Raw genomic sequence first — 20,367 nt, forward strand, 5'->3', positions numbered from 1 at the left:
ATCTAAATCACCCGCATTTTACGGCGTTATCTCAACGTGATTTTTACTTACCACTCTTGCATTGGTTTATTTAGTTACTTTTTTGTACTTTTCGCACTTTTATTAACTAATAGTTAATGCTATATTTTAACCAAAGTGACGTCAAGCAGCAAAGGAAATTAACCAGTGGTTAAAAATGATAATAAAACGGAGTTCACAAAAAGGCTTCAAGAAGCTTGCTTAGATTCAGGGATTGCAGGACGTGGATTAGGTAAAAGAATTACAGATGCACTCGCTGAGCAAGGCATAAAAGTCAGTGCTCCAGCTGTATGGAAATGGCTGAACAATGAGTCAATTCCTGATCCAACAAATATCTTAGCATTAAGTCGATGGCTCGATGTTCGAGCAGAATGGTTAGAATATGGGCGAGGAGCAAAAAGAAACGATGGTGTTTCAGTAAATGAAATGACACCTGTTGATGATTGGGATAATAATACGCCGATAGAACGAGATGAAGTTGAGATCCCCTTCTATACTACTATTGAATTGGCTGCAGGTTTCGGAAGTTGTACCACTGATAATCAAAAGGTGGAATTATTGAGATTTTCTCGTTCTACATTTAATCGCTATGGTGTTCAACCTAGTGATGCCGTTGCTTTTAAAGTTCATGGTGACAGTATGTCCCCAGTTATTCCTGATGGTTCGATTGTCACTATCAGTACAGGACATACAAAAATTATTGATGGTGGTATTTATGCTATTCAACAAGGCGATCTTTTGAGAGTTAAAATTTTACACCGACTCCCCAATAACACCATTATCATCCGTAGCTATAATACTATTGATTACCCAGATGAGCGTTCGACATTAGAAGAAGTAAAAATTTTGGGACGAGTATTTAATTGGTCTGTGATGGGTTGGTGATCACGATAATACACAAAAACACCACAATCTTTTTATGTGGTGTTTTTTTACTATATCATTTCAATATTAAAATTGATCCAAGAAAAAACCCGCTATCTCTTGCGAGATAACGGGTTCTTATATGGTGCCGGCTACCGGAGTCGAACTGGTGACCTACTGATTACAAGTCAGTTGCTCTACCAACTGAGCTAAGCCGGCTAATTCTGGCGGAAGGATAGAGATTCGAACTCTAGGATGGTTTCCCATCGGCGGTTTTCAAGACCGCTGCCTTCAGCCACTCGGCCATCCTTCCATAGCGCGGAATTATGCCTATCTCTGACCCCGCTGTCTAGTCCTGATTGTAAAAAAAATGACTTTTTTATCTGTTTGCTCAATCTTCAAACGCTTTCTGCTTAAAAAATGCTAACTCACTAATATATTGATTAATTTTTGATAACTAAAGATAAAAAAGCAGAGTGATATCAAGAAATAAACGGAGTACCCCATAAGGAACTAAATAAAAATAAATAAGAGGAAAAATGAAAAAGAGAATTATAGATAAGAAAAAACCCGCTACCTCTTACGAGATAACGGGTTCTTATATGGTGCCGGCTACCGGAGTCGAACTGGTGACCTACTGATTACAAGTCAGTTGCTCTACCAACTGAGCTAAGCCGGCTAATTCTGGCGGAAGGATAGAGATTCGAACTCTAGGATGGTTTCCCATCGGCGGTTTTCAAGACCGCTGCCTTCAGCCACTCGGCCATCCTTCCATAGCGCGGAATTATGCCTATCTCTGACCCCGCTGTCTAGCTCCGATTGTAAAAAAAATAGATTTTTTTGTTTGTTTGCTCAAAGTTCATCCGAATATCCCTTTTAAAAGGATAACCTGTTAATATAATGGCTGAATAATGGTGATTGTTTATTCAATTTTCTATTTTTAATTACATTGTCTCTTAAAGGCTCGCAAACTGAATGCGTACATTGAACCAACTCAAGCCAAATACACTAACTCGTCTATATGCCCTATTCCTTCTTTTTATGGTCATATCGCTTTTTCTATACGCTTACAGTTATTTTGACACTTGGCTAGATAGCAAAAAAAACGCTATCAACAATACAACTCTCAAATTCTCTCGACAGGTTGAAGATTACCGTTATCACTCTAATCAGCTTTTTCAGTTATCAAATAAAATAACCGATACCTCGATGTTTCCTGTATTGCGACTTAATCCAATAAAATTGCGTTCTGATGTATTTTGGCTTGAAGGACGAGACCAAACCGTAGATTCCATTATATTTGGTAAACCCAATGAGCAAACCTTTCAGTTAGCACAACGATTTGCAAATTCACTCGAAATTCTTTGGGGTGTGCGTAATGATTACAGTTCACTTTATTATCTAAATGGTAAAGGGAATGATCTTATCTTAATTACGACCCATTCTGTGCTTAAACCGGAGATCCGTTACAAAGAAAGCTATTTAACATTAACGGCTGAAAGTAAACGGTCTGAGTTATTGATGCAATCAACTGCATTAGATGAAAAAGAGAGCCTTTCTCCTATTAGGAAAATGTCTACGGAAAACATTTATTACTATACTTATCGTATTATGTTTAATGTTCCGGGTCAGCTAACCAGCGTAGTGGCGTTTGATTTGCCTATCAATAATTTCTTGCCTTCAGAGCTATCTCCACACTACTTAAGATTACTTCCGACAGGTCAGCAATCTGTTTATGACAAGAATAACATTGAAATATCAACCGATGGCTCTTCACTGATTTTTTCTCAACCGATTATTGGGATCCCATATTCACTCTCTTATGAATACCCTATGAAGTCGATTATAAAAGAGATTGCCTACAAAAATATTTGGTTATTAATCAGTCTACTGATATTTATTTCTATCTCCGTTTTTGGCCATATTTATATCCGTAACAAGTACGTTTTCCCTTATATCTCTATGACTCGTAATCTACGGATCAAAGAAGAGATGACAAACGACATCATTTCAAACCTTCCGATAGGATTACTAGTCTATAATTTTTCCTCTAACCATAAGATTATTAGTAATAGTCATGCGGAAAAATTACTGCCTCATATCGATTTATCTAAGATCCGCCAAATGGCAGTTGAGCACAATGGCTTAATTCAAACGGCTATCAACAACGAAATTTATGAAATAAGAACAAGTAATAATAACAATATTGACAATACCTCATTATTCATATTTCTGAATAAAGATAACGAAGCGCTAATCAATAAAAAATTACAACTTGCACAGCAAGAATATGAGAAAAATACCATCGCACGACGCAAGATCTTATCTAATATGTCATTAGAATTAATGCGTCCTATCAAAGATATAAATGAGATGGTTTATCAATTTAAAGAATTATTACCCGAAGACACTCATCAACAATTGCTTAGCTTATTATTAGAGAAAACAAATTACATTTCTGAATGGATAGAAAACATTACATTAATTAATAAGTTAGAAAACCAAGAATGGAAAATTCATAAGGATGAATTTGAACTATCAACATTAGTTGAATCTATTCTGATAACAGCATCACCTTTTATGATAAGAAAAGGCCTAACACTTTATTTCCACAATAATATAAGACCTGGATTACTTTTAATTAACGATGGTCCCGCTTTAAGTAAGATTATTTTATCATTGATTAATTATGCCATTAGCACGACTAATTATGGAAAGATAACCGTTAATCTGAATTTAGTTAAAAATAAAGATAAAGAAGAAATACTTATAGATATTATTGACAGTGGAAGCGGGCTTACCCCTCAAGATATTGCTAATATAAAATACCCATTCTTAGGACAAGCAATGGGAGACAAATATTATTCTAATTCAGGTATCATTTTTTATTTATGCCATTTGCTATGCAACAAAATACAAGGAGAATTAACGATTAAGAGCCAAGAAAGTATTGGTTCTCATTTCCAAATTGCACTCCCATACCAGCATATAGATACTGAAGAACGAACATTTAACGTATTATTAGAGGGAGTAAACGCAAAACTCGCTATAAAAAATCCTGAAATAGAAAAAATTATCTGTCAACAGCTTGATAAATATGGCGCCACATACTTTGATAAAAATAGAGAGAATCTTTATCCTGAATACGATATCATACTTAAGGATACGCCGAATGATAACCCTGAATCTCCAACAATATTATTAATGAGTTCTATTGTTGGATTTGAAAAAATATCAAAAGATTTAATAAAGTGTAACTATAACTTCGGTGATCCGTTAATAGAGGCTATTACTTATTTAATTGAAGAAAATGAGTCATTTTCCCTAGATACAACTGAAGAGAGTATTTGGGATGAAAATAATAACCTTGATAAATACGAAGTAATTCTTAATAATTATAGGAAGAAGTTGAATGGTAGTGATTATAAGGAACTATTTATCAGTACTGTTCCTATTGATGTTGAAAAACTACACTTAGAAGCAACAAATAAAGACTTTTATTCTCTAGCCCAGACAGCTCACCGTCTAAAAGGGGTTTTTGCCATGTTAGATTTAGAATATCTCAGAGAAAGCTGTGAATATTTAGAGCATGACATAAAAAATCATAATGAATTAGAGATCAAAGAACGTATCACTCAACTGGATAAATGGATTCAACAGTTGCTGCAGCAAGGTAACAATTAAACATGAATAACCTTAATATTATTATTGCCGATGATCACCCAATCGTTTTATTCGGTATTCGTAAATCTTTAGAACAAATTGAATGGGTCAATGTTGTAGGTGAATTTGAAGATTCGACTTCACTTATCAATAACTTACCTAAGTTAAATGTGGATGCTTTAATTACTGACTTGTCTATGCCTGGCGATAAGTATGGTGATGGTATTACACTCATTAAGTACATTAAAAGACATTATCCTAATTTGTCGATTATTGTACTCACAATGAATAACAACCCAGCTATTTTGAGCGCAGTTCTTGATCTTGAAATTGAAGGTATTGTGCTTAAGCAAGGTGCTCCGACTGATCTACCAAAAGCATTGGCTGCACTACAAAAAGGCAAGAAATTTATGCCTGAAAGCGTTGCGAAGCTACTTGAAAAAGTAAATGCAAATGGTTATGGCGATAAACGTTTATCACCAAAAGAAAGTGAAGTGCTGAGATTATTTGCTGAAGGCTTTCTTGTGACTGAAATCGCGAAAAAACTTAATCGTAGTATTAAAACGATTAGTAGTCAGAAAAAATCAGCCATGATGAAATTAGGTGTCGATAACGATATCGCATTACTTAATTACTTGTCATCAGTGACTATTGATAAGGAAATTAACGGCCCAGATTAATTTCACCGTAGTTACCTTAGTCGCACCGATAAAATCAGGAAGCTCATCCCTTTGTGGGAGCTTCTCTGCTTTTTAATTTTTACTCTTTATCTCTCATTCTCTTTGGGTTTGCCTTTCTCTTTTCTTGCAAATATTTCCTGTTCAGAAGCACCTTATAAGCTGCATGGCTTATATCATACCTTTACTAGTTTTTTCGCTTATAGGCTGTTACAGAGACTCCCTCACTCTCCTTTTAATCGGCTTGTCTTATTATGGCTGTACTTTGTTTCATTTTATCTATCAAAATACTTTGTAATTACGTCATTTTTACCTTATTTTGACTTAAAAAAAACCAAGGCTAATAAATTAGCCTTGGTTTTTTTACTCGTTTTATTGTTCACGATCTAGAATTATTCTTTAGGTATATACTTCACCAACACTTCTCTTAAAATAGAAAGCGAAACAGGTTTAGATACACAATCATTCATTCCTGCATCAATACAGCGTTGTTTCTCTTCTGCAATCGCATTCGCCGTCACACCAATCACAGGCATATTACTGCCTATTTCTCTTATATGTGTTGCCAGCTGATAACCATTCATGTTTGGCATATTGACATCCGTCAGAACGATATCAACATGATTTTTAGCTAAATACGTTAATGCGTCACAGCCATCTTCTGCTGTTACTGTATTAAAACCGATTTTTTTCAGTTGATCAGTCAACAATAAGCGGTTTATTGGGTGATCATCGACAATAAGAATCGTTAAGGTTTGTAAGCTACAATCAGTATCTTGCTCCACCATATCCACACAATTTGCTTCCACTTTATTTTGTGGCAATTGCAGGATTATTTTTGTTAACTCGTTTAATTTATAAGTACTGCAGACCCATACGTTTCCAGCTGTTTTCTTCGACGGCTCAAAATAATGCTCGTTGATCCTAATAAATTGGCAGTTATCTTTTCTTGGTATATCGTAATCTGTGATAATAAAATCGGTTGAAGATAACACCACTTCTTCAGTAAGTAATTCGCAACTCAAGCCAAAATAACGAAGGTATCGACCAATAAAGCCTTCTAAATAGAGATTTTTAATATCAATAAAACAGCGAACATTACTTTCTTTATAAATATTCTGTTTAGAAGAAGGCTCAACGCCTTCTAAAGCACCATAAAGAGGTATACGAACTGTAAAGCGGCTACCAATATTTTCTTGGGAAACAACGCTGATATCCCCATCCATTAAGTTAATTAGTTTTTCACAAATAGCTAAACCTAATCCTGTCCCTTCTGATGCACTTTCTGTATTTTGAGACACTTGGAAGAATGGTTCAAAAAGCTCATGCAATGCTTTGTCGCTGATCCCTCGCCCTGTATCGTGAATATCGAAATAGAGATAATAATCATCTTTATAAAGATGCAAGGTAATACACCCTGTCGTAGTGAATTTAATACTGTTATTCAATAAATTAGAGATAACTTGTTGCACACGAACTGGATCACTATTTACAATTTTAGGTACATCAGGTTCGATAAAACAGTAAATAGCTAAGTCTTTTTTCGCAATCAAAGGTAAATAGTTAGAGATAACAAAAGAGAGCACTTGGCGACAATTAAATGGCTTAATATCAATTTTTAACTGTTTAGATTCAATTTTCGAGAAATCGAGGATATCACTAATAATTTTTAGTAATAACGATGAGGAGTTATCCATCGTTTTTAATAATCGAGCAGCATCATCGCTTTGTGTAAGAGATTGTAATAACTCTAAATTACCAATAATGCCATAAAGTGGCGTTCGTAATTCATGGCTGACAGTTGCCAAGAACATCGATTTAGCTTGGTTAGCTTGCTCCGCAGCTGTCGCCATGTTTTGTAATGAGCGCTCCATTTTAACCCGTGCGCTAATATCCACTAAAACACAGATGGCCACATCTTCATTTTGATAACGTGAATTAACAAAGCTAATTTGCAGATGATTACGATTGTTGGTCACTACATCGACCATATTGCTACTTTTCTCAGCAATAATAGAGAGGATATTTTGTTTATCGCTATGGCTAAGTAAACGAAAATAGTTATGAGCGAGTTCGTTACTTAAAATGATCATGCCATCACGTATTCTAAGAATACTAATCCCAACTGGCGCTGATGCTACAATCTTATGGTTAAACTGCTCGTGTTCTTCCAGTCGAGAGGCATTGTTTTCAGCTGGGGAGAATATTTTTCGCTCAAAGATCCATACGAAGATAAAAATCATAATGGCTGAAATAATATTTAAGATCAGCGCATTAAAAATCGTAAATTTAAATTCATTTAAAATTTGTTTGAGTGGTAATGAATACACCACACTAAAAGATGAAGGCAATAATTTACGCTTAGCAACTAAGTCACTAAAGTCTTCATCAAAACCAAAATAAGGGGCACTAACATCAGGAACTTGTTTAACGGCATGATAGTTATTTTCTGCTGGATAGCTTAAAACAGTGGTATTTCTACTATTAAGAAGGTGAATTGAAATCACTCTGTCTTTGGCGGGAGAAAAATATTCAAGGCGAATTGCCCTTTCAATACCGATCAAGCCAATAAATTTACCTGAGGCATAAACTGGCGACATAACATATAAAATGCCGCTATCTCCTTTTGCATCTGGCACTATCCAATATTGGTTAACCTCTTTACCTTGTGCGCGTTGATTGATGTAGTTACGTGTATTTTCGTAAACCATCTTTTTCAACATTTCAGTATCAACAGGGGATGCGCGCAAAGGGAAGTTAATCATACACATGCTATGGGAGCCAACCATAAAGACTTGGTTTATTCCTTGCAGGGCGGGTGTATTATCTTTCCAATAATATAAGATGCTGTTAAATGAGCGAAAATAGCTATTTGTTTGTCCTTTAAACAATTCACAATCCGCAGTGTCATTAAGTTTATGAAGTGAAAAAGGTCCTTCATAAAATAATGAATTTTTCATGCTCGGATTTAAATTGATCTGTTCTTGATGTCGTTCTGCGAGGTATTGTAAATCACGGATGGTGCCAGAAGTTTGCCTAAAGAAGCCAAGGAGATTGGTGTAGTTATTACTATACTCTTGCCGAATATCTGACTTTGTATCATTGAAAATATTGATGAGGTAAAACATGGTTAACAATGCACCCATCGCCCACAACATGATACCTAATACACGAAAAAGGTAGCGGGAAATTTTTAACGATGTTTTAAAGGACGAGAGATATCTCAAACAACCACCCTAATCAATAATGCCTACCGCATAAGAAACTTATTCTATTCTAGCAGAAGTTACTGTATGTCTGAATGATATGATCTTTATCATCAAGATAATTTTTTCTGATGATGAACTGATCCTACCATATAAAAAAAGCAGGCAATTATGCCTGCTTTCTTTTATTTATACATCACAATAATGATAAATATTATTCTTCGTCTGCATCATCCGCTAAATCTGAATCAGGTGCTTCTGATGACTCTTCGTTAATAACTTCATTAACTTCATCGTCATCTAATGCATCATCTTCATCTTCAACACGTTGCAAGCCAACGACCAACTCACCTTCGGTTGTACGAATTAAGGTAACACCTTGTGTATTACGTCCAACAATGCTGACTTCAGAAACTCGTGTACGAACTAATGTACCCGCATTCGTGATCATCATAATCTGGTCAGTTTCTTCAACTTGAATTGCACCAACAACTTTACCGTTACGCTCACTGACTTTAATAGAGATAACGCCTTGTGTTGCACGATTCTTCGTTGGGTATTCGCTTTGAGCAGTACGTTTACCATAACCATTTTCAGTTACGGTTAAGATATCACCTTCACCACGAGGGATGATAAGTGAAACCACTTTATCGTCATCGCTCAGTTTCATACCACGAACACCTGTCGCAGTACGTCCCATTGGGCGAACACAATCTTCTGCAAAGCGAACCACTTTACCATCCGCAGAGAACAACATAACTTCGTTAGTGCTGTCGGTTAAATCAACACCGATTAACTCATCACCTTCATTTAAGTTGACGGCAATAATACCTGCACTACGAGGACGGCTGAAATCTTGCAGAGGTGTTTTCTTCACCGTGCCGCTTGCTGTTGCCATAAAGACAAACTTACCTTCTTCATACTCTCTCACTGGCAAAATAGCCGTAATACGTTCATTTTGCTCAAGAGGTAATAAGTTGATAATTGGGCGACCACGAGCACCGCGACTTGCTTCTGGTAATTGGTAAACTTTCATCCAGTAGAGACGACCACGGCTTGAGAAGCACAGAATGGTGTCATGGGTGTTAGCTACCAACAGACGATCTATAAAATCTTCTTCTTTAATTCTTGCTGCTGATTTACCTTTACCGCCACGACGCTGTGCTTCGTAATCGGTAAGTGGCTGATATTTAACGTAACCTTGATGAGAAAGTGTCACAACAACATTTTCTTCATTGATCAAGTCTTCGATATTAATATCTGCTGTATTTTCAGTGATTTCAGTACGACGAGGATCGTTATATTGATCTTTAATCGCATTTAGCTCTTCACGAATGACTTCCATCAGACGCTCTGGGCTTCTTAAGATATGTAATAGCTCAGCAATTTGGAGCAATAACTCACGATATTCATCTAACAGTTTTTCATGTTCAAGGCCGGTCAGTTTCTGCAAACGCAGATCCAAAATAGCCTGAGCTTGTTGCTCTGTTAGATAGTACTTACCGTCATGCACACCATATTGTGGCTCTAACCATTCAGGACGAGCAACATTGCTGTCACCAGCACGCTCTAACATGGTAGAAACGCTACCTAAATCCCAAGGTTGTGCAATTAACGCCGCTTTTGCTTCTGCTGGATTTGGTGCTTGACGGATCATTTCAATAACTGGGTCAATGTTCGCCAAGGCAACAGCCAGTGCTTCTAAGATATGGGCGCGGTCGCGTGCTTTACGTAATTCGAAAATAGTACGACGAGTAACAACTTCACGACGATGACGAATAAAGGCAGAGATAATTTCTTTTAAATTTAATAATTTTGGCTGGCCTTGGTGAAGCGCAACCATATTAATACCAAAAGAAACCTGCATTTGTGTTTGTGAGAATAAGTGATTTAATACCACTTCACCCACAGCATCACGTTTGATTTCAACGACAATACGCATACCGTCTTTATCAGACTCATCACGTAAGCCGCTAATACCTTCAATACGCTTATCTTTAACAAGCTCTGCAATTTTTTCAATTAAGCGAGCTTTATTCACCTGATAAGGAATTTCTGTCACGATAATAGTTTCGCGACCTGTCTTCTCATCAGTTTCGATATCAGCCTGAGCACGGATATAAATTTTTCCGCGACCAGTACGGTAAGCATCTAAAATTCCTCTGCGACCATTAATAATAGCGGCAGTCGGGAAATCAGGCCCCGTAATATGTTCCATCAACTCTTCAATCGTGATGTCTTCGTTATCAACGTAAGCAAGACAGCCGTCGATAACTTCGCCTAGGTTATGTGGAGGAATGTTTGTTGCCATCCCTACCGCAATCCCTGAAGAACCATTGACTAACAAGTTTGGAATACGGGTTGGCATTACAGCCGGAATATGTTCTGTTCCATCATAGTTAGGAACAAAATCAACCGTTTCTTTTTCCAAATCCGCCAGCAGTTCATGGGCGATTTTCGCCATACGAACTTCGGTATAACGCATCGCAGCCGCCGAGTCACCATCAACTGACCCGAAGTTACCCTGCCCGTCAACCAACATGTAACGCATAGAAAAAGGCTGTGCTAAACGAACAATCGTTTCATAAACAGCACTGTCACCGTGCGGGTGATATTTACCGATAACATCCCCAACAACACGGGCTGATTTTTTATAAGGTTTATTCCAATCGTTTCCTAGTACATTCATCGCGAAAAGCACTCGGCGGTGTACTGGCTTCAGTCCGTCTCGAACATCGGGTAATGCGCGTCCTACAATAACAGACATCGCATAATCCAAATATGAGCTTTTCAGCTCTTCTTCGATATTAACTGGTGTGATTTCTCTGGCAATGTCGCTCATGGAGCCACTGTCCCTCATACTACGGATTCAAAGGTTTAGAACTATACCACAAATCGCCAATTTTTGGAAAAAGGAAACAACTAAATTAATGATCCTTTCGCTATTCTCTTCGATTTCACCGTCTAACGTTGGTAGAATCATGGCAATATGAAAATAGGAGTAATACTTTCTGATGAATGATAAAACAACCTCTTTACATGCTAACGTGGATCAGCATGAAATCGACAAGTTTGAAAGCGTCGCATCACGGTGGTGGGATCTTGAAGGTGAATTTAAGCCATTACACCGCATCAACCCACTAAGACTCAACTATATTCAAGAACGCGCAGACGGCCTATTTGGAAAAAAAGTCCTAGATGTCGGTTGTGGTGGCGGTATTTTGTCTGAAAGTATGGCATGTGCTGGAGCTGAAGTAACTGGACTTGATATGGGTACAGAGCCATTACAAGTTGCACGTTTACACTCACTGGAATCGGGTATACCTGTCACTTACATTCAAGATACCGTTGAAAACCACGCGAATGACAACCCACAAACTTACGACATCGTTACCTGTATGGAGATGTTAGAGCACGTTCCTGATCCATCTTCTGTGGTAAGAGCCTGTGCAAAACTGGTAAAACCTGGTGGAAATGTTTTCTTCTCAACCATCAATCGTAATAAAAAAGCGTGGCTAATGCTGGTCGTAGGTGCGGAGTATATTCTGAATATGGTACCTAAAGGCACACATGATGCTAATAAGTTTATTCGCCCATCAGAATTGCTTAGTTGGGTCGATGAAACCGATTTACGTAGCAAAAATATGATTGGTTTACATTATAACCCAATCACTGACAAATTCCGATTAGCGCCAAATGTCGATGTGAATTATATGGTGCACACACAATCGACACATAACTCGAATTCATGAAACTGAAAGTTTGATTTGGTTTAATAAAACATCAAACGATCACATTTTTTAAAATTGACTTTACATCGTTGTCACTTGAATTTGTGTTTCTTACTGCCTGTATTTATGCAGGGTACAGGCAGTTATTAAAAAATTTATCCCCTATTTATCCACAGAAACAATCAGATTTGTACACTTGATCAATCTCTCAATTACCTTTATCTTGTTATCACCATTTGAACCAACCCCTATATATTGTGTTTCCTTAAATTTCACACCACAAGACTCCTTGACACAAATTGTCATCGGGAGCGTTTTTTTGCGGTATAAAATTTCAGGTAACACTAATGCAAGAAAGGTGCATCGCTCATGAATCACAGCCTGCTAGTCACAAAACGTGATGGTCATAAAGAACGCATTGACTTAGACAAAATTCACCGTGTTATCGCCTGGGCCGCTGAAGGTCTAGAAAATGTCTCTGTATCTCAAGTTGAATTACGTTCTCAGATTCAGTTTTATGATGGTATCAAAACTGCTGATATCCATGAAACACTGGTAAAAGCTGCTGCAGACTTAATCTCTGCTGAAACGCCTGATTATCAGTATCTCGCTGCCCGTCTTGCCGTATTTAATCTACGTAAAAAAGCGTATGGCCAATTTGAGCCACCAGCACTGTATGATCACGTTAAAAAATTAGTCGATTTAGGCAAATACGATCGCCATCTTCTCGAAGATTACACGCAAGAAGAGTTCGAACAGATGAATAACTTTATTGTTCATCAACGTGATATGAATTTCTCCTACGCTGCGGTTAAACAATTAGAAGGCAAATACTTCGTTCAAAACCGTATTACAGGTGAAATTTACGAAAGTGCGCAATTTTTATACGTTCTAGTCGCTGCTTGCTTGTTTTCTCGTTATCCACAAGCAACTCGTATGGACTATATCGAACGCTTCTATAATGCGATTTCAACCTTTAAAATTTCATTACCAACGCCAATCATGGCGGGTGTAAGAACACCAACTCGTCAATTTAGCTCTTGCGTTTTAATTGAGTGCGACGACAGCCTTGATTCTATCAATGCGACATCAAGTGCTATTGTGAAATACGTTTCTCAACGTGCGGGTATTGGTATCAATGCAGGTCGTATTCGTGCATTAGGTAGCGCTATTCGTAATGGTGAAGCATTCCACACAGGCTGTATCCCTTTCTATAAACACTTCCAAACTGCGGTGAAATCTTGCTCGCAAGGTGGTGTTCGTGGTGGTGCGGCAACCTTATTCTACCCATTATGGCATTTAGAAGTTGAAAGCCTGCTGGTACTGAAAAATAACCGTGGTGTTGAAGATAACCGTGTTCGTCATTTAGATTATGGCGTGCAATTAAACAAATTAATGTATGAGCGTTTAATCAAAGGTCAGGATATTACTTTATTCAGCCCTTCTGATGTTCCTGGTTTATACGATGCATTCTTTGCAGACCAAGACGAATTTGAACGCTTATATGTACAATATGAGAAAGACAAAAGTATCCGCCAAAAACAAGTTAAAGCGGTTGAGTTATTCTCATTAATGATGCAAGAACGTGCCTCAACTGGCCGCATTTACATTCAGAACGTTGACCATTGTAATACACATAGCCCATTTGATCCGGCTGTTGCACCAATTCGCCAATCAAACTTATGCTTAGAAATTGCACTGCCAACTAAACCATTAAATGATATTAAAGATCCTAATGGTGAAATTGCACTGTGTACGTTATCTGCATTTAACTTAGGTGCAATTGAAAATCTTGATGATTTAGAAGAACTTGCTCGTTTAGCCGTTCGTTCACTTGACGCCTTGTTAGATTATCAAGACTATCCAATCTTGGCTGCTCAAAAAGGGGCAATGGGTCGTCGTACTTTAGGTATTGGTGTTATTAACTTTGCTTATTATTTAGCAAAACACGGTGTCCGCTACTCTGATGGTAGTGCAAATAACTTAACCCATCGTGCATTTGAAGCTATTCAATACTATTTATTAAAAGCATCTAATGAATTAGCGAAAGAACAAGGCGCATGCCCATGGTTTAATGAAACCACTTACGCTGAAGGTATTTTACCTATTGATACCTATAAAAAATCATTAGATGTACTGACCAATGAACCACTGCATTACGATTGGGAAGGCTTACGCAAAGACATTAAAGAGTACGGTTTACGTAACTCAACACTATCCGCGCTGATGCCATCAGAAACCTCTTCACAGATTTCGAATGCGACAAATGGTATCGAGCCACCGCGTGGTTATATCAGTATTAAAGCCTCTAAAGACGGTATTTTACGTCAAGTGGTTCCTGAGTATGAGCGTTTGAAAGGCGCTTATGAATTACTGTGGCAAATGCCAAGTATTGAAGGTTACTTGCAGTTAGTCGGTATTATGCAAAAATTCGTTGACCAAGCGATTTCTGCAAACACTAACTACGATCCTACTCGTTTCCCTAGCGGTAAGGTTCCAATGAACCAACTGCTGAAAGATTTGCTGCTCGCTTACAAATATGGTGTGAAAACACTTTATTATCACAATACCCGTGACGGTGCAGACGATGTACAGGGTGATCTGGAAGAAGTCGTTGAGACGGAAGATTCAGATTGTGAAGGCGGCGCGTGTAAAATTTAATTGAGGAAGCTATGTCTTATACTACTTTTTCACAAGTTAAAAATGATCAACTTCAGGAGCCCATGTTTTTTGGGCAACCTGTTAACGTAGCGCGTTATGATCAGCAAAAATATCCTATTTTTGAAAAGCTAATTGAAAAACAGCTCTCCTTCTTCTGGCGTCCAGAAGAAGTGGACGTTTCTCGTGATCGTATTGACTATAATGCATTACCTGATCATGAAAAACATATTTTTATTAGTAACTTAAAATATCAAACGTTGTTGGATTCGATTCAAGGAAGAAGCCCTAACGTGGCATTCTTACCTTTAATCTCAATCCCAGAGTTAGAGACGTGGGTTGAAACATGGTCATTCTCTGAAACCATCCACTCACGCTCTTATACTCATATTATTCGTAATATTGTTAACGATCCGTCAGTTGTGTTTGATGATATCGTTGAAAATGAAGAAATTTTAAAACGTGCACGTGATATTTCTTCTTACTACGATGAACTGATCAGACTCACTAATCTTTACCATATGTTTGGTGAAGGTGATCATGAAGTCAAAGGCGAGATGGTACACGTTACACTGCGTAAACTGAAAAAACAGCTTTACCTGTGCTTAATGAGCGTCAATGCATTAGAAGCGATTCGTTTCTACGTTAGCTTTGCCTGTTCATTTGCCTTTGCGGAACGTGAATTAATGGAAGGTAATGCTAAAATCATTCGATTAATTGCCCGTGATGAAGCGTTGCATTTAACAGGAACACAGCACATGCTGAATTTACTGCGTTCAGGTCAAGATGATCCTGAAATGGCAGAAATTGCGGCTGAATGTGAGCAAGAGTGTTATGACCTGTTTGTTGAAGCGGCAGAGCAAGAAAAAGAGTGGGCGGAATACCTGTTCTCTGAAGGCTCTATGATTGGTTTAAATAAAGATATCCTTTGCCAATATGTTGAATATATTACCAATATTCGCATGCAAGCAGTGGGTCTTAAATTACCATTTAAAGCACGTTCTAACCCTATTCCATGGATCAATGCATGGTTAGTGTCTGACAACGTTCAAGTTGCACCTCAAGAAGTTGAAGTCAGTTCTTACCTCGTGGGTCAAATCGATTCACAAGTTGATACTGATGACTTAAGTAACTTTGAACTGTAATACTGAGAAATAACACCGATACGTTATGGCATCTCATAAAGTGACCCTGCATCAGCAGGGTCTTTCAACACCTTTAGAATTTCATACTGACACCCATCCTTCTTTGCTTGATGCATTAGAGCATGGGAAAGTCCAAGTCGAATACCAATGTCGTGAAGGCTATTGTGGCTCTTGTCGTCTACGCTTAGTGAAAGGCAAAGTGTGTTATCGCAATGAGCCTTTAGCGTTTATCCAAGCCGATGAAATACTCCCCTGTAGTTGCCATCCCATTAGTGATATCGAAATAGAAATTTGCTCTGAGTAATTTGAATTATCTTAATTTTGGCTTTTTCCTAACACTCTTGTTCATCTTTGACTAAAGTTACAAATAACATTGATAAAAAAGGAAAAATATTATGAAATTAAGTTCTATTTTCTCCGCTGTTGCTATTTCCACATCAATTCTGCTCGTCGCGGGCTGTTCAAGTCCACAAAAAATAGAAACAGTGAATGGGGAAACAATTTTAACGACAGATAAACCCCAAGAAGATGAAGCAACTGGATTAATTACCTACAAAGATTCAGAAACAGGACAAATTAAACAAATTAATCGTGATCAAATAAGACGAATGGTAGAGCTTGACGATTAACGCTCCTATAAATATCTCTCTTAAAGCGCCAATTCATATTTATAATTGGCGTTTTTTTATTCACAAAATCCTTTTTGTAAACCAATCATTACAGCACACGTAATTAAAATTTGACAGAAATTTACCATTCTTATACCCTGCTTTTTAAATAAATAAAATAGTTTAGAGAACAGAGGATTTTGTGAAGAATCGCACTATAGGCAGTGTTTTTATTGTTGCAGGAACAACAATTGGGGCAGGTATGCTGGCAATGCCACTGGCTGCCGTGGGTATTGGTTTTAGCACCATGATGCTATTGCTTGTTGGCTTATGGTTATTGATGAGCTATACCGCGTTACTGCTGGTGGAAGTTTATCAATACAATGATCCTCATACTGGTCTTGGCTCTATTGCAAAGCGCTATCTTGGTGTTGGTGGTCAAGTGATCACAGGACTTGCACTATTACTATTAATGTATGCGCTAACAACTGCTTATATTAGTGGTGCAGGTGAACTACTCTCATCCACACTCTCGTCTTGGATTGGTCATGAGCTTTCTATCACACAAGGTATCATTATCTTTACAGTGATTGGTGGAGCGGTGGTAGGAATTGGTACAACATCGGTTGATATGATTAACCGCCTATTGTTTACCGCAAAAGTTTTCTTCCTCATATTTATGCTGATTGTTATGTTACCTCACGTTGAATCAGTAAACTTAACCTCAATGCCTGTGGCGTATGGGCTTATTCTTTCTGCTATTCCTGTTATTTTTACCTCATTTGGTTTCCACGGTAGTGTGCCAAGTATTGTAAGTTACATGAACGGCGATATTAAAAAGCTACGTATTATCTTTATTATTGGTAGTGCTATTCCGCTTGTTGCTTATATTTTATGGCAAATTGCGACATTAGGTGCCATCCCAACAAATACTTTTATGGGAATTATGGCGCAACAATCTGGATTAAATGGTCTGCTTACTGCTATCCGTGATGTCGTTGCTACACCTCGCGTGAATATTGCAGTTAACCTATTTGCGGCATTAGCTTTAGCAACCTCATTCCTTGGTGTTGCATTAGGTCTATTTGATTATCTTGCTGACCTATTCAAACGCAGTAATCGTGCAACTGGGCGTATGCAATCAAGCCTATTAACATTTGTGCCTCCTTTACTATGCGCGCTTTATTTCCCTAACTTTGTACAAGCATTAGCCTATGCCGCTATTGCCCTGTCAATCTTAGCGTTGCTTCTACCTGCTTTATTAGTATGGAAAGTTAGACAAGAACAAAACGGTGCAGATAAATACAAAGTTAAAGGCGGGAAAGGTGCATTAGGTATTGTGTTTATTTGTGGTCTGGTGGTTATTGGTATTCAAATCGCTATCACTTTTGGTTTATTACCACAAGTCGGCTAAATACTCACTTATACCAACAACAAAAAAAGCAGGTGCTGATTTTTCAACACCTGCTTTTTATTTGATCTTATCTGCTTTTTCTAAATTAGAAGCTTAAACCAGCTCCAACATAGAAACCATCAGCAATTTTATTATTACTTCTATTATGTGAGTTTTCGATTTCAATCACACGGTAACCTGCATTAACGTGCAGTGGTTTAAATACTGTTAATTGAGCACCCACATCGGCTTCATAATAAGATTTGCTGCCAGAGGTTAATCCTTCAGGAGAAGCATAAGCTTCACCATAAACATTCAATGAAGGGAATACATTCCAGTTTAAACCTACACCACCCGCTAGTGCAGCACCATCATCACCATTTTTTGGTGATAAGTAGAGTGCTTTACCTCCAACACTCGCTGAGAAAGGTCCTAATGGTAATGCGAATTTTGCACCTAGGCTACCCGTCTGACCATCATGATCACTACGTGCCCAGTTACCATTAAAAGATAGCCCTGCGTTAGGATCACCTAAACCCGCTCGAACATCAGTGTAATGCTTGCCCGCTTGAATATTCATTGATACTGCATTTGCATTACCAGCCATAAATAACGCACTTACAGCGCTGACCAATAAATATTTTTTCATTGTTATTACTCCAGCAAATAATTGTCCTAACTTATAATTATACAACAAATTTATTAAACAACTTTAGCTAAAATTGAAAGCTAATCTGTAGAATTTTCAATCTATGTAAATAAGTTACGTCTATCAATGTTATTGGTCTAATTGGTTTTATTAATGAGTTTATTATTGCTAAAGTGGAATTACAGTCAATATTAACCATAATAAGTATAAGGCTGTTCGCTTCGTTTTATTCACACATGCTATTTTTTAGAACGTTCATTATTTCATAAACTGGAGATATGTGATGGAAAAGAAAAAGCTAACAACGGCATCTGGTGCGCCGGTTGTAGACAATAACAACTCGATGACAGCAGGCCCTCGCGGCCCAATGTTACTTCAAGATGTCTGGTTTCTAGAAAAACTTGCTCACTTCGATCGTGAAGTTATTCCTGAAAGACGTATGCACGCAAAAGGCTCTGGTGCTTTTGGTACATTTAAAGTGACTCACGACATTACGAAATATACTCGTGCTAAAATATTCTCTAAAGTGGGCAAAAAAACAGACATGTTTGCTCGCTTTTCTACTGTTGCAGGTGAAAGAGGTGCAGCGGACGCCGAACGTGATATTCGTGGCTTTGCATTAAAATTTTATACCGAAGAAGGTAACTGGGATATGGTGGGTAATAACACGCCCGTTTTCTATCTTCGTGATGCCTTGAAATTCCCTGACTTAAACCACGTTGTAAAACGTGACCCTAAAACTAATCTGCGTAATTTAGCTTACAAATGGGATTTTTTCTCTCATTTACCTGAAGCATTACACCAGTTAACCATTGATATGAGCGACCGCGGTTTACCAAGAAGTTATCGCTTTATTCATGGTTTTGGTAGTCACACTTATAGCTTTATTAATAAAGATAACGAGCGTTTTTGGGTTAAGTTTCATTTCCGTTGCCAACAAGGCATTAAAAATCTGATGGATGATGAAGCGCAAATGCTAGTAGGTCAAGACAGAGAAAGCTCACAACGTGACTTATTTGATGCTATTGAGCGCGGTGATTTCCCACGTTGGAATTTACAAATTCAAGTAATGCCCGAGAAAGAAGCCTCGAAAGTTCCTTATAACCCTTTTGATTTAACTAAAGTTTGGCCTCATGCGGATTATCCATTAATCGATGTGGGTTATTTTGAATTAAACCGTAATCCTGAAAACTATTTCTCTGATGTAGAGCAAGCAGCATTTAGCCCAGCCAACATCGTTCCTGGTATTGGTTTTTCACCAGATAAAATGCTACAAGGTCGCCTATTCTCTTATGGTGATGCACATCGCTATCGTTTAGGTGTTAATCATCATCAGATCCCTGTTAATGCTCCTAAATGCCCATTCCACAATTATCATCGTGATGGTGCAATGCGTGTTGATGGTAATAGTGGCAGCGGTATTACCTATGAGCCAAATAATGGCGGTATGTTCCAAGAACAGCCTAATTTCAAAGAGCCACCATTATCTATCGAAGGCGCGGCGGATCACTGGAACCATCGTGAAGATGAAGATTACTTCAGTCAACCTCGTGCACTGTATGAATTACTGAGTGATGAAGAGCACCAACGTATGTTTGCTCGCATCGCAGGCGAATTAATTCAAGCAAGTAAAGATACACAAAAACGCCAAATTGCCCTATTTAAGAAAGTCCATCCTGAATATGGTGCTGGTGTTGAAAAAGCAATGAAAGCATTAGCAAAAAAAGACGCTAAATAACCCTATAATAAGAAGCC

Annotated in this window: 13 protein-coding genes and 4 tRNA genes; 10 read left to right on the forward strand and 7 right to left on the reverse strand. The window is 37.8% G+C overall.

What is annotated here, in order from left to right; genetic code table 11:
- Positions 1-165 precede the first annotated feature (165 nt).
- Entirely contained in the window at positions 166-903 is a 738-nt protein-coding gene (locus tag JEP71_RS17695; RefSeq protein ID WP_198625783.1) for a LexA family transcriptional regulator, read from the forward strand.
- Between the two features lie 122 nt (positions 904-1,025).
- Here JEP71_RS17695 and JEP71_RS03655 read toward each other — a convergent pair.
- The 4 genes from JEP71_RS03655 to JEP71_RS03670 form a co-directional block, all read right to left on the reverse strand.
- Positions 1,026-1,101, reverse strand: a tRNA-Thr gene (locus JEP71_RS03655).
- Positions 1,102-1,107: 6 nt separating this feature from the next.
- Positions 1,108-1,195, reverse strand: a tRNA-Ser gene (locus JEP71_RS03660).
- A gap of 290 nt (positions 1,196-1,485) precedes the next feature.
- Positions 1,486-1,561 (reverse strand) — tRNA-Thr (locus JEP71_RS03665).
- 6 nt (positions 1,562-1,567) lie between these two features.
- A tRNA-Ser gene (locus JEP71_RS03670) sits at positions 1,568-1,655 on the reverse strand.
- 202 nt (positions 1,656-1,857) lie between these two features.
- Here JEP71_RS03670 and rcsD point away from each other — a divergent pair.
- Positions 1,858-4,566, forward strand: coding sequence for a phosphotransferase RcsD (gene rcsD, locus JEP71_RS03675; RefSeq protein ID WP_198619784.1), 2,709 nt, complete (start codon positions 1,858-1,860; stop codon positions 4,564-4,566).
- 2 nt (positions 4,567-4,568) lie between these two features.
- Positions 4,569-5,225, forward strand: coding sequence for a response regulator transcription factor RcsB (rcsB, locus tag JEP71_RS03680; RefSeq protein WP_006533269.1), 657 nt, complete (start codon positions 4,569-4,571; stop codon positions 5,223-5,225).
- A gap of 389 nt (positions 5,226-5,614) precedes the next feature.
- Here the strand turns inward: rcsB and rcsC are convergent, their stop codons facing one another.
- Positions 5,615-8,449 carry a two-component system sensor histidine kinase RcsC gene (gene rcsC / locus JEP71_RS03685; protein WP_198625784.1) on the reverse strand — a complete coding sequence of 945 codons (2,835 nt, stop codon included), beginning with the start codon at positions 8,447-8,449 and terminating at the stop codon, positions 5,615-5,617.
- A gap of 193 nt (positions 8,450-8,642) precedes the next feature.
- Positions 8,643-11,270: a DNA topoisomerase (ATP-hydrolyzing) subunit A gene (gyrA, locus tag JEP71_RS03690; RefSeq protein WP_198619782.1), complete on the reverse strand. Its 2,628-nt coding sequence runs from the start codon at positions 11,268-11,270 to the stop codon at positions 8,643-8,645.
- A 172-nt stretch (positions 11,271-11,442) separates the two neighbouring features.
- Between gyrA and ubiG the strand changes: the two genes are divergently transcribed.
- The 6 genes from ubiG (at position 11,443) to tyrP (ending at position 17,984) form a co-directional block, all read left to right on the forward strand.
- The gene (gene ubiG / locus JEP71_RS03695) at positions 11,443-12,180 is read left to right on the forward strand and encodes a bifunctional 2-polyprenyl-6-hydroxyphenol methylase/3-demethylubiquinol 3-O-methyltransferase UbiG (protein ID WP_198625785.1); all 738 of its coding nucleotides are present in this window, start codon (positions 11,443-11,445) and stop codon (positions 12,178-12,180) included.
- 348 nt (positions 12,181-12,528) lie between these two features.
- Positions 12,529-14,820, forward strand: a complete 2,292-nt coding sequence (gene nrdA / locus JEP71_RS03700; protein WP_198619780.1) for a class 1a ribonucleoside-diphosphate reductase subunit alpha — start codon at positions 12,529-12,531, stop codon at positions 14,818-14,820.
- A gap of 11 nt (positions 14,821-14,831) precedes the next feature.
- Entirely contained in the window at positions 14,832-15,962 is a 1,131-nt protein-coding gene (gene nrdB / locus JEP71_RS03705; protein WP_109374140.1) for a class Ia ribonucleoside-diphosphate reductase subunit beta, read from the forward strand.
- 25 nt (positions 15,963-15,987) lie between these two features.
- Positions 15,988-16,266: a class I ribonucleotide reductase maintenance protein YfaE gene (gene yfaE / locus JEP71_RS03710; protein WP_109374139.1), complete on the forward strand. Its 279-nt coding sequence runs from the start codon at positions 15,988-15,990 to the stop codon at positions 16,264-16,266.
- Between the two features lie 91 nt (positions 16,267-16,357).
- Positions 16,358-16,591 (forward strand): YgdI/YgdR family lipoprotein, encoded by a 234-nt coding sequence (locus JEP71_RS03715; RefSeq protein ID WP_109374138.1) that lies wholly within the window; start codon positions 16,358-16,360, stop codon positions 16,589-16,591.
- Between the two features lie 241 nt (positions 16,592-16,832).
- Positions 16,833-17,984, forward strand: a complete 1,152-nt coding sequence (gene tyrP, locus JEP71_RS03720) for a tyrosine transporter TyrP (protein WP_232797505.1) — start codon at positions 16,833-16,835, stop codon at positions 17,982-17,984.
- A gap of 85 nt (positions 17,985-18,069) precedes the next feature.
- Here tyrP and JEP71_RS03725 read toward each other — a convergent pair whose 3' ends face one another.
- Positions 18,070-18,612 carry a YfaZ family outer membrane protein gene (locus JEP71_RS03725; protein ID WP_198625787.1) on the reverse strand — a complete coding sequence of 181 codons (543 nt, stop codon included), beginning with the start codon at positions 18,610-18,612 and terminating at the stop codon, positions 18,070-18,072.
- A gap of 283 nt (positions 18,613-18,895) precedes the next feature.
- Between JEP71_RS03725 and JEP71_RS03730 the strand changes: the two genes are divergently transcribed.
- Positions 18,896-20,350: a catalase gene (locus tag JEP71_RS03730; protein ID WP_198619778.1), complete on the forward strand. Its 1,455-nt coding sequence runs from the start codon at positions 18,896-18,898 to the stop codon at positions 20,348-20,350.
- The last annotated feature ends 17 nt before the right edge of the window (positions 20,351-20,367 follow it).

This window comes from Proteus sp. PR00224, from assembly GCF_016238105.1.
Classification (GTDB): Bacteria; Pseudomonadota; Gammaproteobacteria; order Enterobacterales; family Enterobacteriaceae; genus Proteus.

Excerpts from the sequence above, each read along its gene's own strand:
- rcsD (WP_198619784.1), top strand. The coding sequence starts at position 1,858 with ATGCGTACATTGAACCAACTCAAGCCAAATACACTAACTCGTCTATAT.
- rcsB (WP_006533269.1), top strand. The coding sequence starts at position 4,569 with ATGAATAACCTTAATATTATTATTGCCGATGATCACCCAATCGTTTTA.
- gyrA (WP_198619782.1), bottom strand. The coding sequence starts at position 11,270 with ATGAGCGACATTGCCAGAGAAATCACACCAGTTAATATCGAAGAAGAG.
- ubiG (WP_198625785.1), top strand. The coding sequence starts at position 11,443 with ATGAATGATAAAACAACCTCTTTACATGCTAACGTGGATCAGCATGAA.
- nrdA (WP_198619780.1), top strand. The coding sequence starts at position 12,529 with ATGAATCACAGCCTGCTAGTCACAAAACGTGATGGTCATAAAGAACGC.
- nrdB (WP_109374140.1), top strand. The coding sequence starts at position 14,832 with ATGTCTTATACTACTTTTTCACAAGTTAAAAATGATCAACTTCAGGAG.
- yfaE (WP_109374139.1), top strand. The coding sequence starts at position 15,988 with ATGGCATCTCATAAAGTGACCCTGCATCAGCAGGGTCTTTCAACACCT.
- JEP71_RS03715 (WP_109374138.1), top strand. The coding sequence starts at position 16,358 with ATGAAATTAAGTTCTATTTTCTCCGCTGTTGCTATTTCCACATCAATT.
- tyrP (WP_232797505.1), top strand. The coding sequence starts at position 16,833 with ATGCTGGCAATGCCACTGGCTGCCGTGGGTATTGGTTTTAGCACCATG.
- JEP71_RS03725 (WP_198625787.1), bottom strand. The coding sequence starts at position 18,612 with ATGAAAAAATATTTATTGGTCAGCGCTGTAAGTGCGTTATTTATGGCT.
- JEP71_RS03730 (WP_198619778.1), top strand. The coding sequence starts at position 18,896 with ATGGAAAAGAAAAAGCTAACAACGGCATCTGGTGCGCCGGTTGTAGAC.